Annotated in this window: 23 protein-coding genes and 1 pseudogene; 13 read left to right on the top strand and 11 right to left on the bottom strand. The window is 64.7% G+C overall.

The genetic code is table 11. The annotated features are described in order from the left end of the window. The first annotated feature begins 17 nt into the window (after positions 1-17). On the top strand, positions 18-1,049 hold the full coding sequence (locus IVB29_RS10680; protein WP_247503342.1) for a phenylacetaldoxime dehydratase family protein: 1,032 nt from the start codon (positions 18-20) through the stop codon (positions 1,047-1,049). On the opposite strand, the gene IVB29_RS10675 is transcribed toward IVB29_RS10680, so the two are convergent. Together IVB29_RS10675 and IVB29_RS10670 are read right to left on the bottom strand one after the other, a co-directional pair. After that, on the bottom strand, positions 1,046-1,684 hold the full coding sequence (locus IVB29_RS10675; protein ID WP_247503341.1) for an HAD family hydrolase: 639 nt from the start codon (positions 1,682-1,684) through the stop codon (positions 1,046-1,048). The genes IVB29_RS10680 and IVB29_RS10675 overlap by 4 nt on opposite strands. A gap of 87 nt (positions 1,685-1,771) precedes the next feature. After that, positions 1,772-2,788: a TRAP transporter substrate-binding protein gene (locus IVB29_RS10670; RefSeq protein WP_247503340.1), complete on the bottom strand. Its 1,017-nt coding sequence runs from the start codon at positions 2,786-2,788 to the stop codon at positions 1,772-1,774. A gap of 39 nt (positions 2,789-2,827) precedes the next feature. Here IVB29_RS10670 and IVB29_RS10665 point away from each other — a divergent pair, with 39 nt between their 5' ends. The 4 genes from IVB29_RS10665 to tsaA all read left to right on the top strand — a co-directional run bounded on the left by IVB29_RS10665 (position 2,828) and on the right by tsaA (position 5,563). Further along, positions 2,828-3,847, top strand: a complete 1,020-nt coding sequence (locus IVB29_RS10665) for a lytic transglycosylase domain-containing protein (RefSeq protein ID WP_247503339.1) — start codon at positions 2,828-2,830, stop codon at positions 3,845-3,847. A gap of 103 nt (positions 3,848-3,950) precedes the next feature. Continuing rightward, positions 3,951-4,691, top strand: coding sequence for an AzlC family ABC transporter permease (locus IVB29_RS10660; RefSeq protein ID WP_247503338.1), 741 nt, complete (start codon positions 3,951-3,953; stop codon positions 4,689-4,691). Further along, a complete protein-coding gene (locus tag IVB29_RS10655; RefSeq protein ID WP_247503337.1) occupies positions 4,688-5,038 on the top strand; it encodes an AzlD domain-containing protein in 351 nt (116 codons plus the stop codon). Before IVB29_RS10660 ends, IVB29_RS10655 begins: the two co-directional genes overlap by 4 nt. 33 nt (positions 5,039-5,071) lie before the next feature. Then, entirely contained in the window at positions 5,072-5,563 is a 492-nt protein-coding gene (gene tsaA / locus IVB29_RS10650) for a tRNA (N6-threonylcarbamoyladenosine(37)-N6)-methyltransferase TrmO (RefSeq protein WP_247503336.1), read from the top strand. A gap of 109 nt (positions 5,564-5,672) precedes the next feature. Here the strand turns inward: tsaA and IVB29_RS10645 are convergent, their stop codons facing one another. Genes IVB29_RS10645 through IVB29_RS10630 form a run of 4 tightly spaced genes read right to left on the bottom strand, consistent with a single transcriptional unit; the run spans position 5,673 to position 8,666 of the window. Next, positions 5,673-6,101: an HIT family protein gene (locus IVB29_RS10645; protein WP_247503335.1), complete on the bottom strand. Its 429-nt coding sequence runs from the start codon at positions 6,099-6,101 to the stop codon at positions 5,673-5,675. A 49-nt stretch (positions 6,102-6,150) separates the two neighbouring features. Next, positions 6,151-7,392 (bottom strand): GNAT family N-acetyltransferase, encoded by a 1,242-nt coding sequence (locus IVB29_RS10640; RefSeq protein WP_247503334.1) that lies wholly within the window; start codon positions 7,390-7,392, stop codon positions 6,151-6,153. Between the two features lie 54 nt (positions 7,393-7,446). Next, positions 7,447-8,193, bottom strand: coding sequence for a glycerophosphodiester phosphodiesterase (locus tag IVB29_RS10635; RefSeq protein ID WP_247503333.1), 747 nt, complete (start codon positions 8,191-8,193; stop codon positions 7,447-7,449). 5 nt (positions 8,194-8,198) lie between these two features. Then, the gene (locus tag IVB29_RS10630; protein ID WP_247503332.1) at positions 8,199-8,666 is read right to left on the bottom strand and encodes a RidA family protein; all 468 of its coding nucleotides are present in this window, start codon (positions 8,664-8,666) and stop codon (positions 8,199-8,201) included. Positions 8,667-8,937: 271 nt separating this feature from the next. Here IVB29_RS10630 and IVB29_RS10625 point away from each other — a divergent pair, with 271 nt between their 5' ends. Together IVB29_RS10625 and IVB29_RS10620 are read left to right on the top strand one after the other, a co-directional pair. Next, positions 8,938-9,783, top strand: coding sequence for a cell envelope integrity EipB family protein (locus IVB29_RS10625; protein WP_247503331.1), 846 nt, complete (start codon positions 8,938-8,940; stop codon positions 9,781-9,783). Between the two features lie 73 nt (positions 9,784-9,856). Continuing rightward, positions 9,857-10,258, top strand: coding sequence for a RidA family protein (locus IVB29_RS10620; RefSeq protein WP_247503330.1), 402 nt, complete (start codon positions 9,857-9,859; stop codon positions 10,256-10,258). Positions 10,259-10,265: 7 nt separating this feature from the next. On the opposite strand, the gene IVB29_RS10615 is transcribed toward IVB29_RS10620, so the two are convergent. From IVB29_RS10615 to IVB29_RS10605, 3 genes are read right to left on the bottom strand one after another with little or no spacing between them, the layout of a single operon-like run. Beyond that, positions 10,266-10,664 carry an ACT domain-containing protein gene (locus IVB29_RS10615; RefSeq protein ID WP_247503329.1) on the bottom strand — a complete coding sequence of 133 codons (399 nt, stop codon included), beginning with the start codon at positions 10,662-10,664 and terminating at the stop codon, positions 10,266-10,268. Next, a complete protein-coding gene (locus IVB29_RS10610; RefSeq protein WP_247503328.1) occupies positions 10,664-11,953 on the bottom strand; it encodes a DNA polymerase IV in 1,290 nt (429 codons plus the stop codon). Before IVB29_RS10610 ends, IVB29_RS10615 begins: the two co-directional genes overlap by 1 nt. Then, complete coding sequence (locus IVB29_RS10605; protein ID WP_008130066.1) at positions 11,950-12,261, bottom strand: DUF3572 domain-containing protein; 312 nt, start codon at positions 12,259-12,261, stop codon at positions 11,950-11,952. The genes IVB29_RS10610 and IVB29_RS10605 overlap by 4 nt, the downstream gene beginning before the upstream one ends. A gap of 229 nt (positions 12,262-12,490) precedes the next feature. On the opposite strand from IVB29_RS10605, the gene IVB29_RS10600 reads away from it, so the two are divergent. Further along, positions 12,491-12,856: a response regulator gene (locus IVB29_RS10600; RefSeq protein WP_008130064.1), complete on the top strand. Its 366-nt coding sequence runs from the start codon at positions 12,491-12,493 to the stop codon at positions 12,854-12,856. 14 nt (positions 12,857-12,870) lie between these two features. Then, complete coding sequence (locus IVB29_RS10595) at positions 12,871-14,244, top strand: PleD family two-component system response regulator (protein ID WP_247503327.1); 1,374 nt, start codon at positions 12,871-12,873, stop codon at positions 14,242-14,244. Between the two features lie 343 nt (positions 14,245-14,587). Here IVB29_RS10595 and IVB29_RS10590 read toward each other — a convergent pair whose 3' ends face one another. After that, entirely contained in the window at positions 14,588-15,157 is a 570-nt protein-coding gene (locus IVB29_RS10590; protein WP_247503326.1) for a TetR/AcrR family transcriptional regulator, read from the bottom strand. Between the two features lie 129 nt (positions 15,158-15,286). Between IVB29_RS10590 and IVB29_RS10585 the strand changes: the two genes are divergently transcribed. Beyond that, on the top strand, positions 15,287-16,525 hold the full coding sequence (locus IVB29_RS10585; protein WP_247503325.1) for an MFS transporter: 1,239 nt from the start codon (positions 15,287-15,289) through the stop codon (positions 16,523-16,525). 72 nt (positions 16,526-16,597) lie between these two features. On the opposite strand, the gene IVB29_RS10580 is transcribed toward IVB29_RS10585, so the two are convergent. Continuing rightward, a complete protein-coding gene (locus IVB29_RS10580; RefSeq protein ID WP_247503324.1) occupies positions 16,598-17,056 on the bottom strand; it encodes a cupin domain-containing protein in 459 nt (152 codons plus the stop codon). 17 nt (positions 17,057-17,073) lie between these two features. Here IVB29_RS10580 and IVB29_RS10575 point away from each other — a divergent pair, with 17 nt between their 5' ends. The 3 genes and pseudogenes from IVB29_RS10575 to IVB29_RS10565 all read left to right on the top strand — a co-directional run. Continuing rightward, complete coding sequence (locus IVB29_RS10575) at positions 17,074-18,708, top strand: winged helix-turn-helix domain-containing protein (RefSeq protein ID WP_346731279.1); 1,635 nt, start codon at positions 17,074-17,076, stop codon at positions 18,706-18,708. Between the two features lie 115 nt (positions 18,709-18,823). Then, entirely contained in the window at positions 18,824-19,336 is a 513-nt protein-coding gene (locus IVB29_RS10570; protein WP_247503323.1) for a lipocalin-like domain-containing protein, read from the top strand. Between the two features lie 465 nt (positions 19,337-19,801). After that, positions 19,802-20,093, top strand: a pseudogene (locus IVB29_RS10565) (ABC transporter substrate-binding protein); the annotation flags it as partial.

Raw genomic sequence — 20,093 nt, 5'->3', positions numbered from 1 at the left:
CGAGGGAGGGCACGATCATGGAATCCGCGATTCCTCTGCATCTCGAAACCCAGCGCACGCGCCACAAGCGCGTGCCTGATGATTACCAGCCGCCATATCCGTCCTTCGTGGCGCGCTACAAGCCGGCGGTAGGCCGCGTCGTGATGGCGTATTTCGGTGTCCAGCATCGTGGTGATACGCCACTGGCGGCGCTGAAGGACATCGCAGGGCGATTTGCTGGCGAGGGCGGTCCCTCCCATTGGGACCGCGCGCACTATGTCGACCAGTCGGGCTATGAGACCATCGTTACGGTGGCCTATTGGGACGATGTCGCACGTTTCGACGCCTGGTTCGCTCCGGCGCGCGAAGCCTGGACTGGCAGAGCTCGCGAGGGCATCGGCACCTTCATCGAGGTGCTGCGTCCCACTGTCGCGCGGCACGAGACGCTGTTCTCCTCGCCCGACCGGCCCGAGGGTGTCGCCGTCATCGCTGACGGCATGAGCGGCGAGGTGCAGGAGCACGCCTATTGGGGTGGCATGCGCGATCGCATTCCGCTGTCGCAGACCGATCCGATGCCGCCGGGCGGTGCACCGGAACTGATCCGCGACGGCGCGCGGCTGCGCGTGAAGGCGCACGATAATCTCTGCCTGATCCGCTCCGGGCAGGACTGGGGTGACACCGAGTTGTCCGAGCGAAAGCTTTATCTCGATGACGTCGAGCCGGTGCTGCGCGAGGGCATGGATTTTCTGCGCGACGAGGGCCTTGCCATCGGCTGCTATGCCAACCGCTACATGCAGGTGCTTGCGGCCGACGGCAGCGTCAGCGAAAAGTCCTACGGCCAGAGCTGGTGGAAAAGTCTCGCCGCGCTGGAGCGCTGGGCGGAGTCGCACCCGACCCATGTCAGGATCTTTGGTGCGGCGATGAAATATCTCTCGACGGTCGGGCCGTCAGCAAAACTGCGGCTCTATCACGAGATCACGGTGGCGGCCGCGGACGAGCAGTTCTTCGAATATCGGAACTGCCACGCCAGGACCGGCATGCTGGCGGCGGTCGAGACCGTCAGCGGCTAGGCCACGCAATGGCCGAGCAGCTCGGGATGCGCCGCGCAGATGTGATGCGCGCCGGCCTCCCGCAACTCGGCCTCGCTGCCATAGCCATAGAGCACGCCGATCGCGGTCATGCCGTTGGTGCGCGCGCCGACCACGTCATGGCTGCGGTCGCCGATCATGATCGCGCGGCTCGCATCGACCTTGGCCTCGTCGAGCGCGTAGCGCAGCAGGTCGCGCTTGTCGACGCGGGTGCCGTCGAGCTCGGAGCCGAACACGCGCTCGAAATACGGTTTCAAGCCAAAGTGCTCGACGATGCGAATGGCGTAGACCGCGGGCTTGCTGGTCGCCACGAACATGCGCTGGTCGGTCGCAGCAATCGTCGTCAGCGTATCGATGATGCCGGCATAGGCCTCGTTCTCGAACAGGCCGATATCGCTAAACCGCTCGCGGTAGAGCAGGAGTGCGCGGTCGGCGAGCTCGTCGCTTCCCGTGAGCTTCTTCAGGCTGGCATGCAGCGGCGGGCCGATACACCAGGTCAGCTCGTCCTCGCTCGGCGCCGCCAGGTTCAGCCGCTCCAGCGCGCACTGGATCGAGCGGGTGATCCCCGGCTTCGGGTTGGTCAGCGTGCCGTCGAGATCAAAGAAGATTGTCGCCATCAGGACCCGGCCAGCGTTGAAATTGCCGCCCGTTGCTAATTGGCTGAGCTCTCAAGTCAAGAGCCAAGACGTCTCAAGAGCAAGGTGTCATTGCTGCCGGGCCCAATCGACGATCGCTGTGGCATCGGGGCCGGCCTTCGCCTCCCAGCCGGCGATCGTGCTTGTGGCGGCGCTGCGCAGGGCCGCGACGAGGGATTGCGGCGCGGGCTCGACGATGTTCACGCCGTTGTCGCGCATGCGCGCGTAGTTCTCGGCCGTGCGATGGGCGAGCAGCGCGAACTGGCTCTGCTCGGTTTCGGCTGCGGCCGCCATCACCTCGCGCTGCATCGGCTCGGACAATGCGGCAAACGTCTCGCTGCGGACGAAGGCGATCGAGACCGGCATCGCGTAATTGATCGCGGTGAAATGCGGCAGGAAGTCCCAGAGTTTTCGCCCCGCGCCGCCGTCGCCGGAGGTGAGGAATGCGTTCAGTTGATGGTCCTTCAGGCCGGCCAGCGCCTTGTCCATCGGCAGGAACTGCGCATTGGCCCCGGCTGCACGCATCACCGCACTGGAATTGGAATCGTAGGCTCGCAAGTTCAGTTTTGGCAGATCGTCGGCGCCTGCAAGCGCATGATCCGACCACAGGCCGGTCGCGGGCCAGATCGTCAGATAGAGCAGCTTGAGACCGCGGTCAGCGAACGCCTTCTCGTAGAGCGGCCGGGCCCGTGCGTTGGTGGCGCGGGCGACATCGACCGATTGCACCAGGAAGGGCAGGGTGGAGAGGCCGAGCACGGGATCGAGGCCGGACAGCGCGCCGGCAAAGGCGTCTCCGCCGGCGATCCGGCCATCGAGCGCCGCGCCCGGCATCTCGCCCGAGCTGATCTTGAGCTCGTTGTCGAAGGCGTTGGCCAGGGTCACGAAACCGTTTGTGCGCGCCGCGACGCGATCGGCGAAAGTGGTGAGGCCGATCCCGGAAATGTTGTTTTGTGGATATTCCGTGGTCATCCGCCAGCTGACTTGAGCCATGGCGGGCGCGGCGGACAGGACAAGGGCGGCGAGGATAAGGAGCGCGCGGATCCCTTTGGCGGGGATGCGCATTGGGAGAAGCAGGTCAGGCAGCATATATTGGCAACTCGTTGAACCATGGCACGATGCCGGAACATGGCAGATCATCTTGTTGCATGCCCCGCCGGCGTGCGCCACGGCGATGCTTGGGCAGTGTTGGCGCGAATTGTAGCACTCGTCGTTGCCGCACTGCTGGTCTCTGCGACAGAGGTCGCGGCGTGGGACAGCTCGCCGGCAAAAACCAATGTCGCCGTCCCCAGCGTCGAAGAGCTCGCGGTGCCGCCGGCGAAGCCTGATGCGCGCGAGAGCGACACGCGGGAATCGATCTGCCTGATCGTCGAGGCCGCCGCGCGCGATGCCAATCTGCCGCTGGAATTCTTCGCCCGCGTGATCTGGCAGGAAAGCCGATTCCAGGCCGATGCCGTGGGCCCGGTGACGCGCAGCGGTGAGCAGGCGCAGGGGATTGCGCAGTTCATGCCGGGCACTGCGAGCGAACGCGGGCTGCTCAATCCCTTCAATCCGGTGCAGGCGCTGCCGAAGTCGGCGGAGTTCCTGAACGAGCTGCGCAACCAGTTCGGCAATCTCGGCCTTGCGGCCGCCGCCTACAATGCCGGCCCGCGTCGCGTCCAGGAATGGCTCGCCGGCACTGGTCCGATGCCGGACCAGACGCGCAGCTACGTCTACGCCATCACGGGCACGAGCGTTGATGCGTGGGCGAAGGCTGGCGCGACTGGTAAGGGACCACCGAGCGCGCCGCCGACGAGTTGCCGCGATCTGATGGCGCTTTTGAAGCGTGCACCGAATGCCTTCGTCGCCGAGCTCGAGCAGCATGTGGAGCTTGCCGCCGCAAAAATCTGGGGCGTGCAGCTCGCCGCCGGTTTTGATCGCAACAAGGCGCTGGCGATGTATTCCCGCGCTGTCACGCGGCTCAGCGCCGTCATCGGCGAGCGCGATCCGAGCCTGTTGAGCTCGGTGGTGCGCAGCCGCGGCACGCGCGCGTTCTACCAGGTCCGCATCGGCGCGGAAACGCGCAACGAGGCGGATGATCTGTGCAATCGAATCCGGAAAGCGGGTGGGGCCTGCTTCGTGCTGAAGAACCGTGGTATGAGCGGGTAGAGCGCACCGCGCACGCATGCCAGCCCCGCCGCGTGGTTCCTTGACGCGAGCCGCCGCATTGCCCGTTATGCGGGCACGATTCCTTATCTAGGCCGGCCGTCCCGTGGCGCTCCCTCCGCTTGATTCCCCTCAATGGCAAAGTCCCTGGCGCGCCTTTGCGTGGGGTCTGCGCTCGATCACGCAGACGATCCTCACTCTCGTCCTGTTTGCGACCTATCTTGGCATTGGCGCGCTCGCCCATGACAGCCATTTCAGCCTGCTCTGGGCGCTCTGCTCGACGCTGTTCGTCTGGGCAGGGCCGGCGCAAATCATCCTGATCACCACGCTCGGCTCGGGCGCCACCGTCATCCAATCGGCGATTGCGGTGACCGTCAGCGCCATCCGCCTGTTCCCGATGGTGGTCTCGGTGCTGCCACTGATGCGCACGCCGACGACCAAGCGGCGCGAGCTGTTCTTCGCGGCGCATCTGACCGCCGTGACATTGTGGGTCGAGTGCCATCGCTTTTTGCCGCAGGTGCCGCGCGAGCGGCGGATCGCGTTCGTCAACGGACTTGGCTTCGGTCTGGTCTCGGTCTGCCTCACCGCCAACACGGTCGGCTATTTCCTCGCCGCCAATCTCACGAAGACGCTGGGCGCAGCGATTCTGCTGCTGACGCCGCTGTCATTCCTGTTCTCGACCGCGCGCAACAGCCGCGAGGTCGCCGATGTCGTCGCGCTGGCGCTCGGGGTTCTGCTCTATCCGCTAGCGGCGAAGATGAACTCCGGTCTCGACATCCTCGTCAGTGGCCTCGTGGCCGGCACGATCGCCTATAGCGTGCATTGGTGGCGGGAGGTGCGCGCATGAGCTTTGCGCAGCTCATCGGTGATTGGCACGCCCTGTTCGTGCTGTTCGTCGCCGGCGTCGTTCCCAACCAGATCTGGCGCATGCTGGGCCTGTGGTTCGGCGGCGGCATCGACGAAGGCTCGGAGCTGCTGGTCTGGGTGAGGGCGGTCGCGACCGCGATCCTGGCCGGCGTCATCGCCCAGATCGTGGTCGAGCCGCCAGGTGCGCTCGCGAGCGTGCCCGATGTCCTGCGTTACGGCGCCGTCGCCGCCGGCCTCGTCGTTTTCCTGCTGACGCGCCGCTCGATTTTCGCGGGCGTGGTCGCGGGCGAAGTCTTCATGCTGGCCGGCACCTGGTGGTTGGGCTAAAATCGCCTTCGACTGGCTTAAGGAACAGGAAATATGGTTCGCGAAAACGAGCTCCGCGAGGGCGAGGTCGCCATCTCGCTGCCGTCGACGGAGGATGCCGGCCTCGTCTTCATCGGCCGCATCCGCACGCCCTGGACCTCGCGGCTGGAGACGCCGCGGCAGGGCCGCGCCGACGGCCCGATCTGTCGCCTCGAGATTTTTGAGCCGTTCGTGCCGGCGATCAAGGGCGTCGATTTCTACAGCAATCTCGAAGTGCTCTACTGGCTCGACAAGTCGCGCCGGGACATCGTGTTGCAAAGCCCGAAGAACAACGAGAAAACCCGCGGCACCTTTTCGCTGCGCTCGCCGGTGCGGCCGAACCCGATCGGCACTTCGATCGTCAAGCTGGTCGCCATCGAGGGCAGCACGATCCTGGTGCGCGGCCTCGACTGTCTCGACAACACGCCGCTGATCGACCTCAAGCCGGATCGTTGCGAGTTCACCCCGCTGGCCGCGCCGCAGCCGGGGGATTTTCAGACGGAGTGATGTCTATCCTCCGTCATTGCGAGGAGCCCTTGCGACGAAGCAATCCAGGCTGCCTCTGCGGAACCACTCTGGATTGCTTCGCTTCGCTCGCAATGACGAGCCGAGAGACCTACCCCGCCTTCAGCGCCGCAATCAGCTTGGCCGCGTTCTCTTCGAGCACCTTGACGTCTTCCTTGCGGCTCGCGGGCGGCAGCATCGCCACGCCGTCGTGGCGCGGCATCACGTGCATGTGGAGATGAAACACCACCTGACCGCCGGCGGACTCGTTGAACTGCTGCACGGTGATGCCGTCGGCGTTGAACGCCGTCATCGCGGCCATCGCGATCTTCTTCGCGCCCCGGGCAACATGGGCGTAGTCGTCGGGCTTGATGTCGAGGATGTTGCGGGCAGGAGCCTTCGGGATCACCAGCGTATGGCCCGGCACGCGCGGCATGATGTCGAGGAAGGCGAGCACGTGCTCGTCCTCATAGACCTTGTGGCAGGGGAATTCGCCGCGCAGGATCTTTGCAAAAATGTTGTTGGTGTCGTAGGCGGTCATAACGGCTCCCTAGAATTTTGCGCTTACTGTCACCAGAGGCGGTAAACCGTCAAGGCGCCTCGTCGATGCCCTTGCGGAACGGGCCGAGTTCGGCGAGCTCCCGTCCGGCCTCGGCGACATAGGCACGCTCACGCTTGAGGTAATCGTCGATGGCGCGGCGCAGGCCGGGATCGGCGATGAAGTGCGCGGAATGAGTCGTGCGCGGCAGGTAGCCGCGCGCGATCTTGTGCTCGCCCTGTGCGCCGGCCTCGACATTTGCGAGGCCCCGTTTGATGGCGAAGTCGATCGCCTGATAGTAGCAGACCTCGAAATGCAGGAAGGGGTGATGCTCGACCGCGCCCCAGTTGCGCCCGAACAGCGTATCCGAGCCGATGAAGTTGATCGCGCCCGCGATCCAGCGGTCGTTGCGACGGGCCATCACCAGCAGCACGTCGTCGCTCATGGTCTCGCCGATCAGCGAGAAGAATTCGCGCGTCAGATAAGGCCGGCCCCATTTGCGCGAGCCGGTCTCCATGTAGAACTCGAAGAAGGCGTCCCAGGCATCCTCGGTAATGTCGCGGCCGGTGAGGCAGTGGATGGTGATTCCGGCAGAGAGTGCGTCGCGCCGCTCGCGCTTGATCGATTTGCGATGGCGCGAGTTGAGCGTAGCGAGGAAGTCGTCGAAGCTTGCAAAGCCCTCATTGCGCCAGTGGAACTGCTGGTCGGTGCGCTGAAGGAAGCCGTGCCGGGCGAGCAGCTTCCATTCGCTCTCGCGGGCGAAGGTGACGTGCACCGAGGAGGCCTTGCTGACGCCGCACAGCGCCACCAGCCCGCTCGCCAGCGTCTCCATGATGCGCTCGTGGTCGACGCCGTCGCGGACCAGCAGACGTGGTCCCGTTGCCGGAGTGAAGGGAACCGAGACCTGGAGCTTCGGATAATAGCGTCCGCCGGCGCGCTCATAGGCATCCGCCCAGCCGCGGTCGAAGACGTATTCGCCTTGAGAGTGCGATTTCAGATAGCAGGGCACGATTCCAACGACGCGGCCATCGACCTTGGCCACCAGATGCCGGGGGCCCCAGCCGGTGCGGATCGTGGCTGAACCCGACTTCTCAACGGCGGAGAGAAACGCGTGCGAGACGAACGGGTTATAGGCGGGTTTTAAGAGGCCGAGGGAATCGCCTGTAAGGGCGGATGAGGTTCCGTTGTTGACCCCATTGCACCGGCCTCCGGGATTGGCGCAGGCGTCCCAATCCTCGGCAGACACTTCGGCAATGGACGGGACCGCCTCGAGCGTGATTTCAGATGATGCCATCGTGCTCAAGATCGTGCATTGCAGCAGCGACTTCAAGAGTGAGGAACATCAGCCCTACGGCACGAACCCCTCGAAGATCATCTGATCGGCATATTGCCCCACCCGCGCCCGCTGCTCTGGGGTACGCACGGTCCAACCGAGCAGAGCGCAGCCGAACACATTGCGCGCGATCCAGGGGGCGGGGGCCGGGAGATGGTCGACCTTGAAGGCGACGAAATGCGGCCGGGTCTGAAAACCGTGGCGCAGGTACAGCATGCTGTCGCGCTGTTCTTGCGTCAGGTAGGCCCAATACTCGTCCTCATAGCTCCGCTGCGCCACGATGCCGCGCGGGCGGGCGGGCAACAACTCTCGCAGCGCCAGCACCTGGTCGGGATCGAAGGACATGCCGACTGCCCGGCCCTGATAGGACGCCAGTACCTCGGCCATCCGCTTCACCAGCTTGCGGTCGCCGTCAAAATGGCTCTTCACCTCGATCACCAGCGGCACGCGGCCGGCGACCATGGCGCAGAGGTCGGACAGCGACATCATCCGCTCGTCGGTGTCCTTGAACCTGATCGCCTTCAGCTCCGCCGCGGTCCTCTCGACCACCTCGCCGGTGGCCTCGGTGAGGCGGCCGAGCGCATGGTCGTGATGCACCATGGCCTCGCCGTCGGACGAGAGCTGGATGTCGACCTCGATCGAGAAATTGCCCGCGATCGCCGCCTGCACCGCACCCGGCATGTTCTCCACGATACCGCGTGAGATGTCATGCAGGCCGCGATGGGCGACCGGCCGGGCTGTCAGCCAATCCGGAGCGCGCATGCGCGTCAGGCGACCTCGAACACGCCGTCGACCTCGACCGCCGCATCGGCTGGCAGCGAGGCGACGCCGACGGTGGTGCGGGCATGGCGGCCCTTGTCACCGAAGGCGGCGACCATCAAGTCGGAGGCGCCGTTGAGCACCTTGGGCCCGTCCAAAAAGTCAGGCGCCGAGTTGATGAAGCCGCCGAGGCGCACCACGCGCGTGACCTTGTCGAGGTCGCCGAGCGCCGCCTTGACCTGGGCCAGCAAATTGACCGCGCAGCCGCGCGCCGCCGCGGCGCCTTCTTCGATCGAGACGCCGGCGCCAAGCTTGCCCTTGGCGATCAGCTTTCCGTCGGGGGCGAAGCAGACCTGGCCGGAGACGAACAGCAAATTGCCGGTGCGCACGAACGGCACGTAATTGGCCACCGGGGTGGGGGCCTCGTGCAGCTTGATGCCCTGTTCCGCCAGTTTCTGCTCGACCGTGCCCGCCATGTTCGACCTCGTTGTCCAAGAACCAATTCAGGAGTTCATTCCGCCCGGGCGCCTCCGTTTGGAGGCCGGGCGCGCCCTGTTTCGCCCATCGTGCCGCCACATGCAAGCAACCCCAAAAGGGCTCCGGGGCTGCATTTTGTTGAGGCAGGGCAGGAGGTTCAGCGGGAGGGGTGCAACTTTACGTGAAACTGCCTCAGTTGCGGCGTAATGGAACGGTCATTAAAATGCCGAATCTGCGCTTTCCCCAGGGACGCACCCTCAAGGACCAGACATGCAGCACCTTTTTCGGACTTCGCTCGGTATGATGGCGCTCGCGGCGACCGCTTGCGGTCCCGGCGGCGCGGCGCAAGCCGCCAACGGTCCGTTCCTGGCGCATCAGGCGCTCTATGATTTGAGCCTGGTCAAATCGCGCTCCAATTCGGTCAACAGCGCCCGTGGCCGGATCCTCTACAATTTCGCCGGCAGCTCCTGCGAGGGCTACACCTCCGAATTCCGCCAGGTGTCCGAGCTCGACAGCGGCGAGGGCAAGATCACGCTCAGCGATCTCCGCTCCAATTCCTGGGAGGACGCCGCCGGCAAGAGCTACACCTTCAAGATCGAGACGCGGATGAACGAGGCCGACGCCGGCCGGGTCGACGGTTCGGCCGAGCGCGACGGCGACCACATCAACGTCAAGCTGAAGCTGCCGGCGCCGAAGAACTTTACGCTTGACGGCAAGATCGTGTTCCCGACCGAGCAGATCCAGCGCATCATTGCCGCCGCCAAGGACGGCAAGTCGCTGCTCGAGCTCTCCGTCTATGATGGCTCCGACGATGGCCAGAAGGTCTACAACACGCTGACCGTGATCGGCCAGCCGATCCCCGACGACCGCACCGCCTCGCCTGACGCGTCGACGTCGGACGAGCACATGAAGTCGCTGAAGCGCTGGCCCGTCACTGTCAGCTATTTCGACCGCGAGTCGCAGCAGAAGGAAGGCGAGCAGACGCCTGTTTACGCGATGGCGTTCGAGCTCTACGAAAACGGCGTCTCGCGCCAGCTCGTGCTCGATTACAACGATTTTGTCATTTCTGGTGCGATGGGCAAGTTCGACGTGAAGGACAGCAAGCCCTGTAATTGAGGGCGAGACGTCTAGCCCTTGTCGCACTCTGCGGCTACGCTTGCTCCAACGACAAACCTCCGGGAGCCAGCCCATGCCCAAGCTCGACCATCTCCGCCCCAGCGGCCTGCACCACAATCCCGCCTATTCTCACGTCGTCACCGCCACGGGCGCACGCACCATCTACATCTCCGGCCAGGTATCGACCGACGAAGAGGGTCGGATCGTCGGCGAGGGCGATCTCGCTGCGCAGACCATGCAGGTGATGCAGAATCTCGGTCACGCGCTGAAGGCTGCCGGCGCGACCTACGCCAATATCGTGAAGATCACGACCTTCGTGGTCGGCTACAAGCCGGAGCTGCGCCCGATCATCGGCAAGGCCCGCTCGGCCTTCTTCGAAGGCATGGAGCCGCCGGCCTCGACCCTCGTCGGCGTCTCCGCGCTCGCCGCGCCGGAATGGCTGATCGAGATCGAGGCGATCGCGGTCGCGGATTGAAGCCGGGCTACACTCCAGACATCTCTTGCAGAACAGCCAAGGCCTCGTCAGCCCTATCAACCGGCACGAAGAGATGGTCGTGGTGGAAGGCCGACACGGCGTTCACACTGATGCCGGCGTCGGCCAGGCCCGCTGTGATGACAGCCAGGAATCCCACCGCATCTAGCGCGGAGTGAACCGTCAAGGTGATCAGGCGCGAGGGGAATGTGTAGCGCAGTCGCGCCGCTTCGGCCTCTTCGCGTAAGATCACCAGCGTCATTCCTTCCTGCTCGCGGAATGTCAGCAGCGGGCGGAGCCCTGCTGGAGCGGGCTCGTTTGCCGGGATCGAGCAGAACACGAAGACGCCCGGCCGCAGCTCCGGCTTCATGTCCCTCAGCAGCGCGCCGAGATCGCGTTCGCCCGTCATCACTCCTGCGCCTTCTCCGGCCCGTCATACGCGATGCCGCGGATCACCGCGGCGCTGCCGAACTTCTTGCGCAGGCTGTCCACCGCGCGCTCGGCATGCGCAGCGCGGCGGTCGAGCATGTCGGTGTCGTCGGCAGGCGAGCCTTCGCGCAGCGCGCTGACGCCGGCGCCCATCAGGCGGAAGGCGGTGCCGTCGATTTCTTTGGCCAGCATCTCGCGGCAGATCGAGAAGATCTTTGCGGCAAGCTGCGTCGGCGCCGCGATCGACTGCGAGCGCGTGCGCTGGCGGAAGTCGGCGGTCTTCAGTTTTAGCGTCACCGTCGATCCCGCAAGTTCGCTGCTTTTCAGCCGCGACGATGTCTTCTCGCACAGCCGCCAAAGAATCTTCTCCAGCGTCGCGAAATCGCGGATGTCGGTCTCGAACGTGGTCTCGCTCGAAATCGTCTTGGCGCCCCTGTCAGGCTCGACGCGGCGGTCGTCGATGCCGCGCGCGAGCCGCCACAGCCTGCGGCCGTCGCTCGGAAACTGCCGCATCATCTCGATCTCATCGGCCTTCTGCAGATCGGCGATGATGCGGAAGCCGCGTTGCACGAGGCGCTCTTGCGTCGCAGGCCCCACGCCGAAGATGAAGCCGACCGGCCTCGAAGCCAGCATGGAACGCGCTTCCTCCTGATCGAGCGCGGCGAAGCCACGCGGCTTGTCGAGGTCGGAGGCGATCTTGGCCAGAAACTTGTTGCAGGACAGGCCGACCGAAACGGAGATGCCGATGTCGCGCTCGACCTCGCGGGCAAAGCGCGCCAGCACCTTTGCCGGGATCATGCCGTGGACCCGTTCGGTGCCGGACAGATCGAGGAAGGCCTCATCGATCGAGAGCGGCTCGACCAGCGGGGTCAGCGCCTGCATGGCCTGCCGCACCTCGCGGCCGACGCGGACGTATTTTGCGATATCAGGCGGGATCACGGTCGCATGCGGGCAGGCGTCGAGCGCCTTGTACATCGGCATGGCCGAGCGGACGCCATAGGTGCGCGCGATGTAGCAGGCGGCCGAGACGACGCCGCGCTTGCCCCCGCCGATGATGACCGGCTTGTCGGCGATCTCAGGGTTGTCGCGCTTCTCGACCGTCGCATAGAAGGCGTCGCAGTCGATATGGGCGATGGTCAGGCTCGACAGCGTCCGGTGGCGGACGAGGCGAGGGGAACCGCAGGCGGAACAGCGCCGCACACCCATATCCAGATCGGCCGAACAATCCCGGCAGAAGCAGCGGGGCCCGGCCGTATCAGGGGCGGTCACGGCACGTCGCGCTCCCAGGTCCGGTCGCCGAGCGCGTCGCCCAGCACCTGCCGCGCTGCGGCAACATTGGTTGGATGCAGCTCCGAGGCCTTGGCAAAGGCCTTCACGGTGTCGTCATCGCGCAGCACGAAGTCGAGCACGCTGAGCAGGAAATTCGGGTCCGAGGCAGCGTTCCGAAGCGTCTCCGGACCGACACCTGTCTCGGCCAGGAACAGGCCGAGTCGCTCGGGATCGCCGGCAACGAAGGACAGCGCCTGAATCGCAACGATTTCAGCGACTTCGCGAGGGTTGTGAACAGGCTTTTTCAAGGGTCCGGTTTGCCTTTCCATTAACTTTCGGTGTCTACTTTGAAATCCATCATGCCCGAGTCTCAAGACCGCAGACAAGCAACTGGAAACCACATCGCAGAAAGTCGCCCCTCGGGTTTAACGAAACTCAAGCGAATCCGAGTCTAGTTTGAATCCAGTTTTCGAAGCGCCTGATAGCGGCGCCTGAGGCGTCACATGCATCGGTCGTCAGGACCAACAGGAGGGCGGGATGGCTAAGACCGTCCTGATCGTGGAAGACAACGAGCTCAACATGAAGCTCTTCCGCGACCTGTTGGAGGCGCACGGCTACCAGACCTCCGGCACCAGCAACGGATATGAGGCGCTCGACCTCGTTCGCAAGATGCGGCCCGACCTCGTGCTGATGGATATCCAATTGCCGCAGGTCTCCGGCCTCGAGGTCACGCGCTGGATCAAGGACGATCCGGAGCTGCGTTCCATTCCCGTCGTCGCGGTCACCGCGTTCGCGATGAAGGGCGACGAAGAACGCATCCGCGAGGGCGGCTGCGAGGCCTATTTGTCCAAGCCGATCTCGGTCGGCAAATTCATTGAGACGGTCCGGCGTTTTATCGGATAGGAAGTGAGTTCACAGTGTCCGCGCGTATCCTGGTCGTCGATGACGTTCCTGCCAACGTCAAGCTGCTAGAGGCCCGTCTGTCGGCCGAATATTTCGACGTGATGACCGCCTCGAACGGCACCGAGGCGCTGGCGCTGGCCAGCCGCGCCGAATGCGACATCATCCTGCTCGACGTGATGATGCCCGACATGGATGGCTTTGAAGTCTGCCGCCGCCTGAAGACCGATCCGGCGACGCACCACATTCCCGTCGTGATGGTCACCGCGCTCGACAGCCCCGCCGACCGTAACCGCGGGCTCGAAGCCGGCGCCGACGATTTCCTGACAAAGCCCGTCTCCGACGTCGTGCTGATCGCGCGCGTGCGCTCGCTGACGCGGCTGAAGATGATGACGGATGAGCTGCGCATGCGCGCCATCACCTCGCTCGAGATCGGCATGCAGGCGCCCGAGCGCAGCGCCGTCTCCGACACCGGCAAGGGCGGCCGCATCCTGCTGGTCGACGACCGCCAGTCCTCCTATGAGCGGCTGGCGAGCCTGCTCGCGGCCGAGCACACCGTCGACGTCGAGCCGAACCCGACGGAAGCGCTGTTCCACGCCGCCGAAGGCAATTACGACTTGCTGATCGTCTCGCTCGACCTCAACAATTTCGATGGCCTGCGGCTCTGCAGCCAGGCGCGCTCGCTGGAGCGCACGCGCCACGTGCCGATCCTGGCGATCGCCGACCCCGAGAACTCGACCCGGCTGCTCCGCGGCCTCGAGATCGGCGTCAACGATTACCTGCTGCGGCCCATCGACAAGACCGAGCTGCTGGCGCGCGCCCGCACCCAGATCCGCCGCCGCCGCTACACCGATCATCTCCGTGACAACGTGCAGAACTCGATCGAGATGGCGATCACCGACGCGCTCACGGGCCTGCACAATCGCCGCTACATGGAGAGCCATCTCGCAACGCTCGCCGAACAGGCCTCGACCCGCGGCAAGCCGCTGGCGCTGATGATCCTCGACATCGACTATTTCAAGTCGATCAACGACAATTACGGCCACGACGCCGGCGATGACGTGCTGCGGGAATTCGCGGTGCGGGTGCGCAAGTCGATTCGCGGCATCGATCTCGCCTGCCGCTACGGCGGCGAGGAGTTCGTCATCGTGATGCCGGAGACCGACCTGCACGTCGCCGGCATGGTCGCCGAGCGGCTGCGCCGCTCGATCGCGGGCGAGCCGTTCGCCGTCCACAAGGGCACCAAGCGCATCGAGGTCACGATCTCGATCGGCCTGACCACGCTGGAGCAGAAGGGCGAGGCGGTGGCCGACGTCCTCAAGCGCGCCGACACCGCGCTGTACCGCGCCAAGCACGATGGCCGCAACCGGGTGGTCTCGCACGCGGCGTGAGGCTGCCTGCAACAAGAATTGCGAAAACAACCCCATGCACAGTAGCCGGCGCTAGTCGGATCAATGGGTTACGCGGGTGGCAAGCTTGTTTGAGCGGGCAAGTAGACTCCGTTTGACACGTCGGGCAAAACAGGAGTATTATTCTATAATTCCGAATTTGCCACAACCTCGCTATCATTCCCCGCGAAGGCGCGCGCAGGCGGGAATCCAGTACGCCGCGGCCTCTCGGTTCTAGCTTCGCTGTCTCTGGAATACTGGATGCCCGCCTTCGCGGGGCATGACACCGTGAAATGCGGTGACGGCGGTTAGTGTGGCGTGCGCTTGTCCCGCGTCACAGCGGGCTTTACCGCACCCCCACATCCACCCCCGCATTCCGCAGCAGCACCTTCGCCGCTTCCTTCGCTGCGCGCGCCATCGCGGGATCGTCGCGCACCAGGTCCTGCGCGATGGAGCCATCGACCAGCAGCACGAGCTGCGTCGCGAGCGCCTCTGCGTCGGCAACACCGAGCTCGTTCAGCCGGTCACGAAACCACACCCGGCGGCTTTCCTTGAAGGCGATTGCGATCTTCTTGACGGCGCGGTCAGTCGGCCCGAGCTCGGCGACCGCATTCACGAACGGGCAGCCGCGAAAATCCTTGGCGGCAAACCGGCGCTCCAGCGAATCGAAGGTGGCCAGGATCTGCTCGGCCGGCGGCTTGTCGGAGGGACGCGGAGCTACGAAGCGGCGCTCGAGATAGGCCGCGATCAGCGCGTCCTTGGACGGGAAGTGGTTGTAGAGCGTGCGCTTGGAGATGCCGATCTCGGCTGCAATGGTGTCGACGCCGATGGCGCGAATGCCTTGCAGATAGAACAGCTTGTCGGCGGTCGCGAGGATCCGCTCTTTCATCGTCTGTGGGGCGGGCGGGGGAGCCATGCGGCAGCGTGCATCCTGTTCGCTTGACAGCGTGTACCTTTCATAGCCTAATTACACAGGTCTGTGTAACCAAAATCAAGGCGAATTGCAGACGCCGGCGCGCGCGCCGTGCCCACGAGGGAGAACGAAATGCCCCTGTTGCAGGTCCTGCGTCCGACGTTGCCAATCCTGATCGGCGCCTCGATCATGCTGACGCTGAGCATGGGGTTGCGGCAGAGCCTCGGCATCTTCATGCAGCCCTTGACGCATGACATCCACCTTTCGATCTCGGATTTCACGCTGGCGCTCGCCGTGCAGAACCTCGCCTGGGGCTTTCTCCAGCCGCTCGCCGGCGCGATGACCACGCGCTACGGCTTCCGTCCGATCATGATCGTGGGATCGTTCATGTACATCGCGGGCCTGGTGCTGATGGCGACCGCGAACGGTCTCGTCGCCATCATGATCGGCGCCGGCGTGCTGATCGGCACCTCGCTCGCCTGCACCGCGGCCGCGATCGCGATGTCGGTGGCCGCGCGCGCGGTACCCGCGACGGTGCGCTCGACCGTGCTCGGCATCGTCTCCGGCGCGGGTTCGCTCGGCGCGCTGCTGTCGGCGCCGCTCGGGCAGATGCTCAATGAAGGATTTGGCTGGCGCGTCGGGCTCGCCGGCTTCGTAGTGATGTCGGTGCTGATGATTCCCGCGGCCTGGTACGCCGGCCGCGTCGATGCGATTCCGCTGCCGAAGCCGGCCGCCGATGACATCAGCGATGCAACGGCCATGACGGCGGCGAAGACCGCGTTCGGTAACGCGTCCTTCGTGGTGATGACCTGCGCCTATCTCGTCTGCGGCATGCAGCTCGTCTTCCTCACCACGCATCTGCCGTCCTATCTCGCCATCTGCGGCCTCGATCCGATGCTGAGCGCGCAGACGCTCGGCATGATCGGCGGCTTCAACGTGCTGGGCTCGCTGTTCTTCGGCTGGGCCGGCCAGCGCTGGAACAAGCTGGCGCTGCTGGGCGGCATCTATGTCCTGCGCTCGCTCGCGCTCGCCTGGTACTTCATGCTGCCGGCGACGCCGGCCTCGACGCTGCTGTTCGGCGCGATCATGGGTTTCCTTTGGATGGGCGTCGGCCCGCTGGTCGCGGGCGCGGTTGCCGAGATGTTCGGCCTGCGCTGGCAGGCGATGATCCAGGGCCTCGCCTTCATGAGCCACCAGATCGGCAGCTTCCTCGGCGCCTACGGGGGAGGGTTGATCTACGACGCGCTCGGGTCCTACACCATGGCCTGGCGCATCGGCGTCGCGCTGGGCCTCGCCGGCGGCATCATCCAGGTCGCGTTCGCGCTGATCCGGCCGTCGCAGCCGCCGGCGCCGGTGTTGCGGACGGCGTAAGGGGGCGTGCGGGCGTCCGCTTGCGGTGACTCGGTGAGCGCGAGCGGATGAATTGCCCGTTTGCGGTCGTCGCTAGCTTTTGAGTGCCGAGAGCTGTTCGGTGTCATAGCGAGCCCGCAACTCTGCGATTGCCGCCGGGTCCGCCGCACCGCCTCGTGCCACTGTCTCGGACAGCTCCTCGAAATAGCGCTCGTGACCGGGCGGAGACACTGTCATGAGCACGCGCGCGACCGTTGCGGACCCGTTGGCGATATTGTGCGGCACGCCCGGCGGCAAGAACAGATAAGTGCCGGGAATCGCGCGCACGCGTTCGTCTCCAACCTGCCAGTCGCACTCGCCCTCCAGGACATAGAATGTTTCCTCCTGCACGCGATGGACATGCAGACCGGTGGCGAAGCCGGGTGGGATGGTCCACTCGAACATTGAGGTGTGCCGGGTATCACTGCCGGTGACCAGAAACCCCATCGGTTGGCCGGCCAGTTTGATGGATTTGCCTTCGCCGGGGCGTCGAATAATCGGCTGTCGGCTCATGATGACTCTCCAGATTGGTGATCAAGGTGCCTGAATCTGCCGGTCGGCCATCCAAAGGTCGTGAAACACTTCCGAAATTGTTGCAAAATGTCACCGAAATGACCGAGCAACCCGCACCAGCAACCTACAGGTTCGGCTCCTTTGCCCTCTATGCCGACACCGGCGCGCTGCTTTGCGAAGGTGTCACGAGCTTGCTCGGCCGGCGCGGCGCGTCGCTGCTGCGCCTTCTGCTCGAGCGCGCAGCAACGCCCGTCAGCAAGGACGCGCTGATCGACGCCGCATGGCCCGGGCTCATCGTTGAGGACAGCAATCTCACTGTGCAGATTGCGGCGCTTCGCCGCGCGCTCGAGCCGGGCGAGGGAGGACGCTGGATCGAGACGCTGCCACGTCGCGGCTATCGCTATATCGGACCGCCGGTGACGCGCGTCGATGCGAATGCAGCCGACGCTCCCCAACCGACCGCGCTTGCTGTGCCGGCAAAACCTTCGATCGCGGTGCTACCGTTCGAACAATCGGGCGAAGCCGCCTGGTTCGCCGACGGCATGGTCGACGAAATCATCACCGGACTGTCGCGCATCAGGTGGCTGTTCGTGATCGCTCGTAGCTCGAGCTTTGTTTGGCGTGGTCGTAGCGCCGATGTCAAGCAAGTCGGCCGCGACCTCGGCGTGCGTTATGTCCTGCAAGGAAGCGTCCGCCGCGTCGACGATCGTGTCCGCATCAACGCGCAGCTCGCCGACGCCACAAGTGGTGCGCAGATCTGGGCCGAACGCTACGACCGCACCGCCGGCGATCTGTTTCTCCTGCAGGATGAGATCGCGCTTGCCGTGGTCGGCGCAATCGAGCCGAGCTTGCGCCGCGCCGAGGTCGAGCGCATCCGCCGCAAACGCCCCGACAGCCTTGATGCCTATGAGCTCGTACTGCGTGCGCAGCCGGATGTTGACTCCGGAATGCCCGATCGTGCCACGGTCGCTCTGACACAACTGGGGCGCGCCCTTAGTCTCGAACCCACCTACGCACTCGCCCATGGACTGGCCGCGATGAGCCATCATAACCGCTTTCTGCGCGCGGGGCTGAAGGAGGAGGACCGCCTGGCGTCAGTGCGGCACGCGCGCCTCGCAATCGAGCACGGCCGCGACGATGCGCTGGCACTTACCTTTGCGGGGTTCTCGCTCGGGATGGACGGGCACGACCGCCAGGCAGCTTTCGCAGCCTTCGAAGCGGCGCTTGCCTTGAGCCCATCAACCGCGCTTGCCTGGATCCTCGGAAGCGTCGTCGCCGGGTGGGCGGGCGAGGCGGAGCGTGCAATCGATTGGAGCGAGCGCGGCATTCGCTTGAGTCCGTTCGATCCCTGGGCATTTGCGGCTTACGACGCGCAGGCGCTCGGTCACTTCAATTGTGATCGCTACGCCGAGGCCGCCGGCGCTGCTTACAAATCTAACCTGGCCAATCCAGCTCATAGCATTACCTGGGTACAACTCGCCGCATCGCTCGTCGCGCTCGGACGGATGGAAGAGGCCCGGGCCGCGGCAGCTTGCGTGCTGGAATTGCAGCCTGGCTTCCGCGTCAGCGGACAGCTCACCGGCGTGGATTGCGCGCCCGAATTGGCGTCGAAGCTGGGCAATGCCCTGCGCGCATCTGGGCTGCCGGAATGATCTGCCAACATTTATCGGCCCATCGTCGACCTCGAGCAGCTCAGCAGGTTGTGGCCCATTGCTGTCAGTCGCAGCGATGGGTACCTTGCGGCATTGCCAAAAAGCAGGGGGTTTCATGAACAGGCGGTATGCACTTGGACTTTGCGCGACGGCAGTGATCTCGGTTGCAGCATTCCCGGACGATGGCATTTCCCAGGGAAAGTCTCTGAGGGATCAGCTGATTGGTACCTGGATTTACGTATCCAGCACCGGCACACGCGAGGACGGGAGTGCCGTGGAGCGGCCGAAGCTGCAAGGCGCTGTCACCTATACCGCCGATGGTCGCTTCCATTTCATCACTGTGCGATCCGACGCCCCAAAGTATGCATCGGGCGACTCTGCGCTGCCGTCCCCCGAGGAGGCAATGGCGATCGCATCAGGTGTCGTTGCCTACACCGGGACATACACGGTGGACGATGGCACGAGCACGATCCACGTCAACATCGAGACAAGTTCGTTTCCCAACTTGGTCGGACGGCCAAATCAACGCCGGATCGTGACATCGATTACCAATGACGAATTGAAGTTTACAAATCCACGCACCCCCGCCGGCATCACGCTGGAGCTGGTGTTCAAGCGGGCGAAATGACGATCCGGGCGTCCGCTTGTCGCGACGTTCGTCTGCTTCAGGCCACTTTTGATATCGAGCGCGTCGGCATCGACGTCGTGTTCTGCGCGCATGGCGGATGCGACAATTCCAGCAACTCGGCTGGCTTAGCCCAGCTCTCGTGCCCCGGACGCAGCGCAGCGCTTCTTCAGCGGAGCGCTGCAGAGCCGGGGCCCACGTCTCCGCATCGTGTTGTGTTGCTTTCTGGGTCCCGGCTCTGCGCAGCAGCGTTTCACGCTGCAGCGCGTCCGGGACACGAGAGGGCACGAAACCCATCAACCTGTCGCGCCGGCAACCCAGTGAGATGGGTTTCGCGACGTGCTCAACCCATCCTACGCGCTGCTTCGTCCGGATCGACAGCTTCTGACCCCGAGCGGACACCGGCTCGCTTGGACCCATGTCGAAAATTGCATACCCTCTGCTCGAGGTTATGAGATTGAGGTTGGCATGAAGCGACGTGAATTCTTGGCTCTGGTTGGTGCGGCATTGGCGCGACCTATGGCGGCGCGGGCCGAGCAAGCGAAGCGAATCGCCCGCATTGGGCTTTTTCTGCCCCCACCGCGTAATCTAGAGGTCGATGCGTTTCTCGGGGCGCTCCGCGATCTCGGCTGGGTTGAGGGCGAGAACGTTCATGTCGAATATCGCGACGCCAGCGGCGACGACACCCGGTTGCCGGCGCTGGCGGCTGAACTGGTCGCCCTCGATGTCGACGTTCTCGTGACAGCCACATTTCCCGGGG

This window comes from Bradyrhizobium sp. 1, assembly GCF_023073315.1.
In the GTDB taxonomy this organism is placed as follows: Bacteria; Pseudomonadota; Alphaproteobacteria; order Rhizobiales; family Xanthobacteraceae; genus Bradyrhizobium.
Note: the sequence above shows the minus strand (reverse complement) of the source record. Positions and strands in the feature narration are given on the sequence as shown.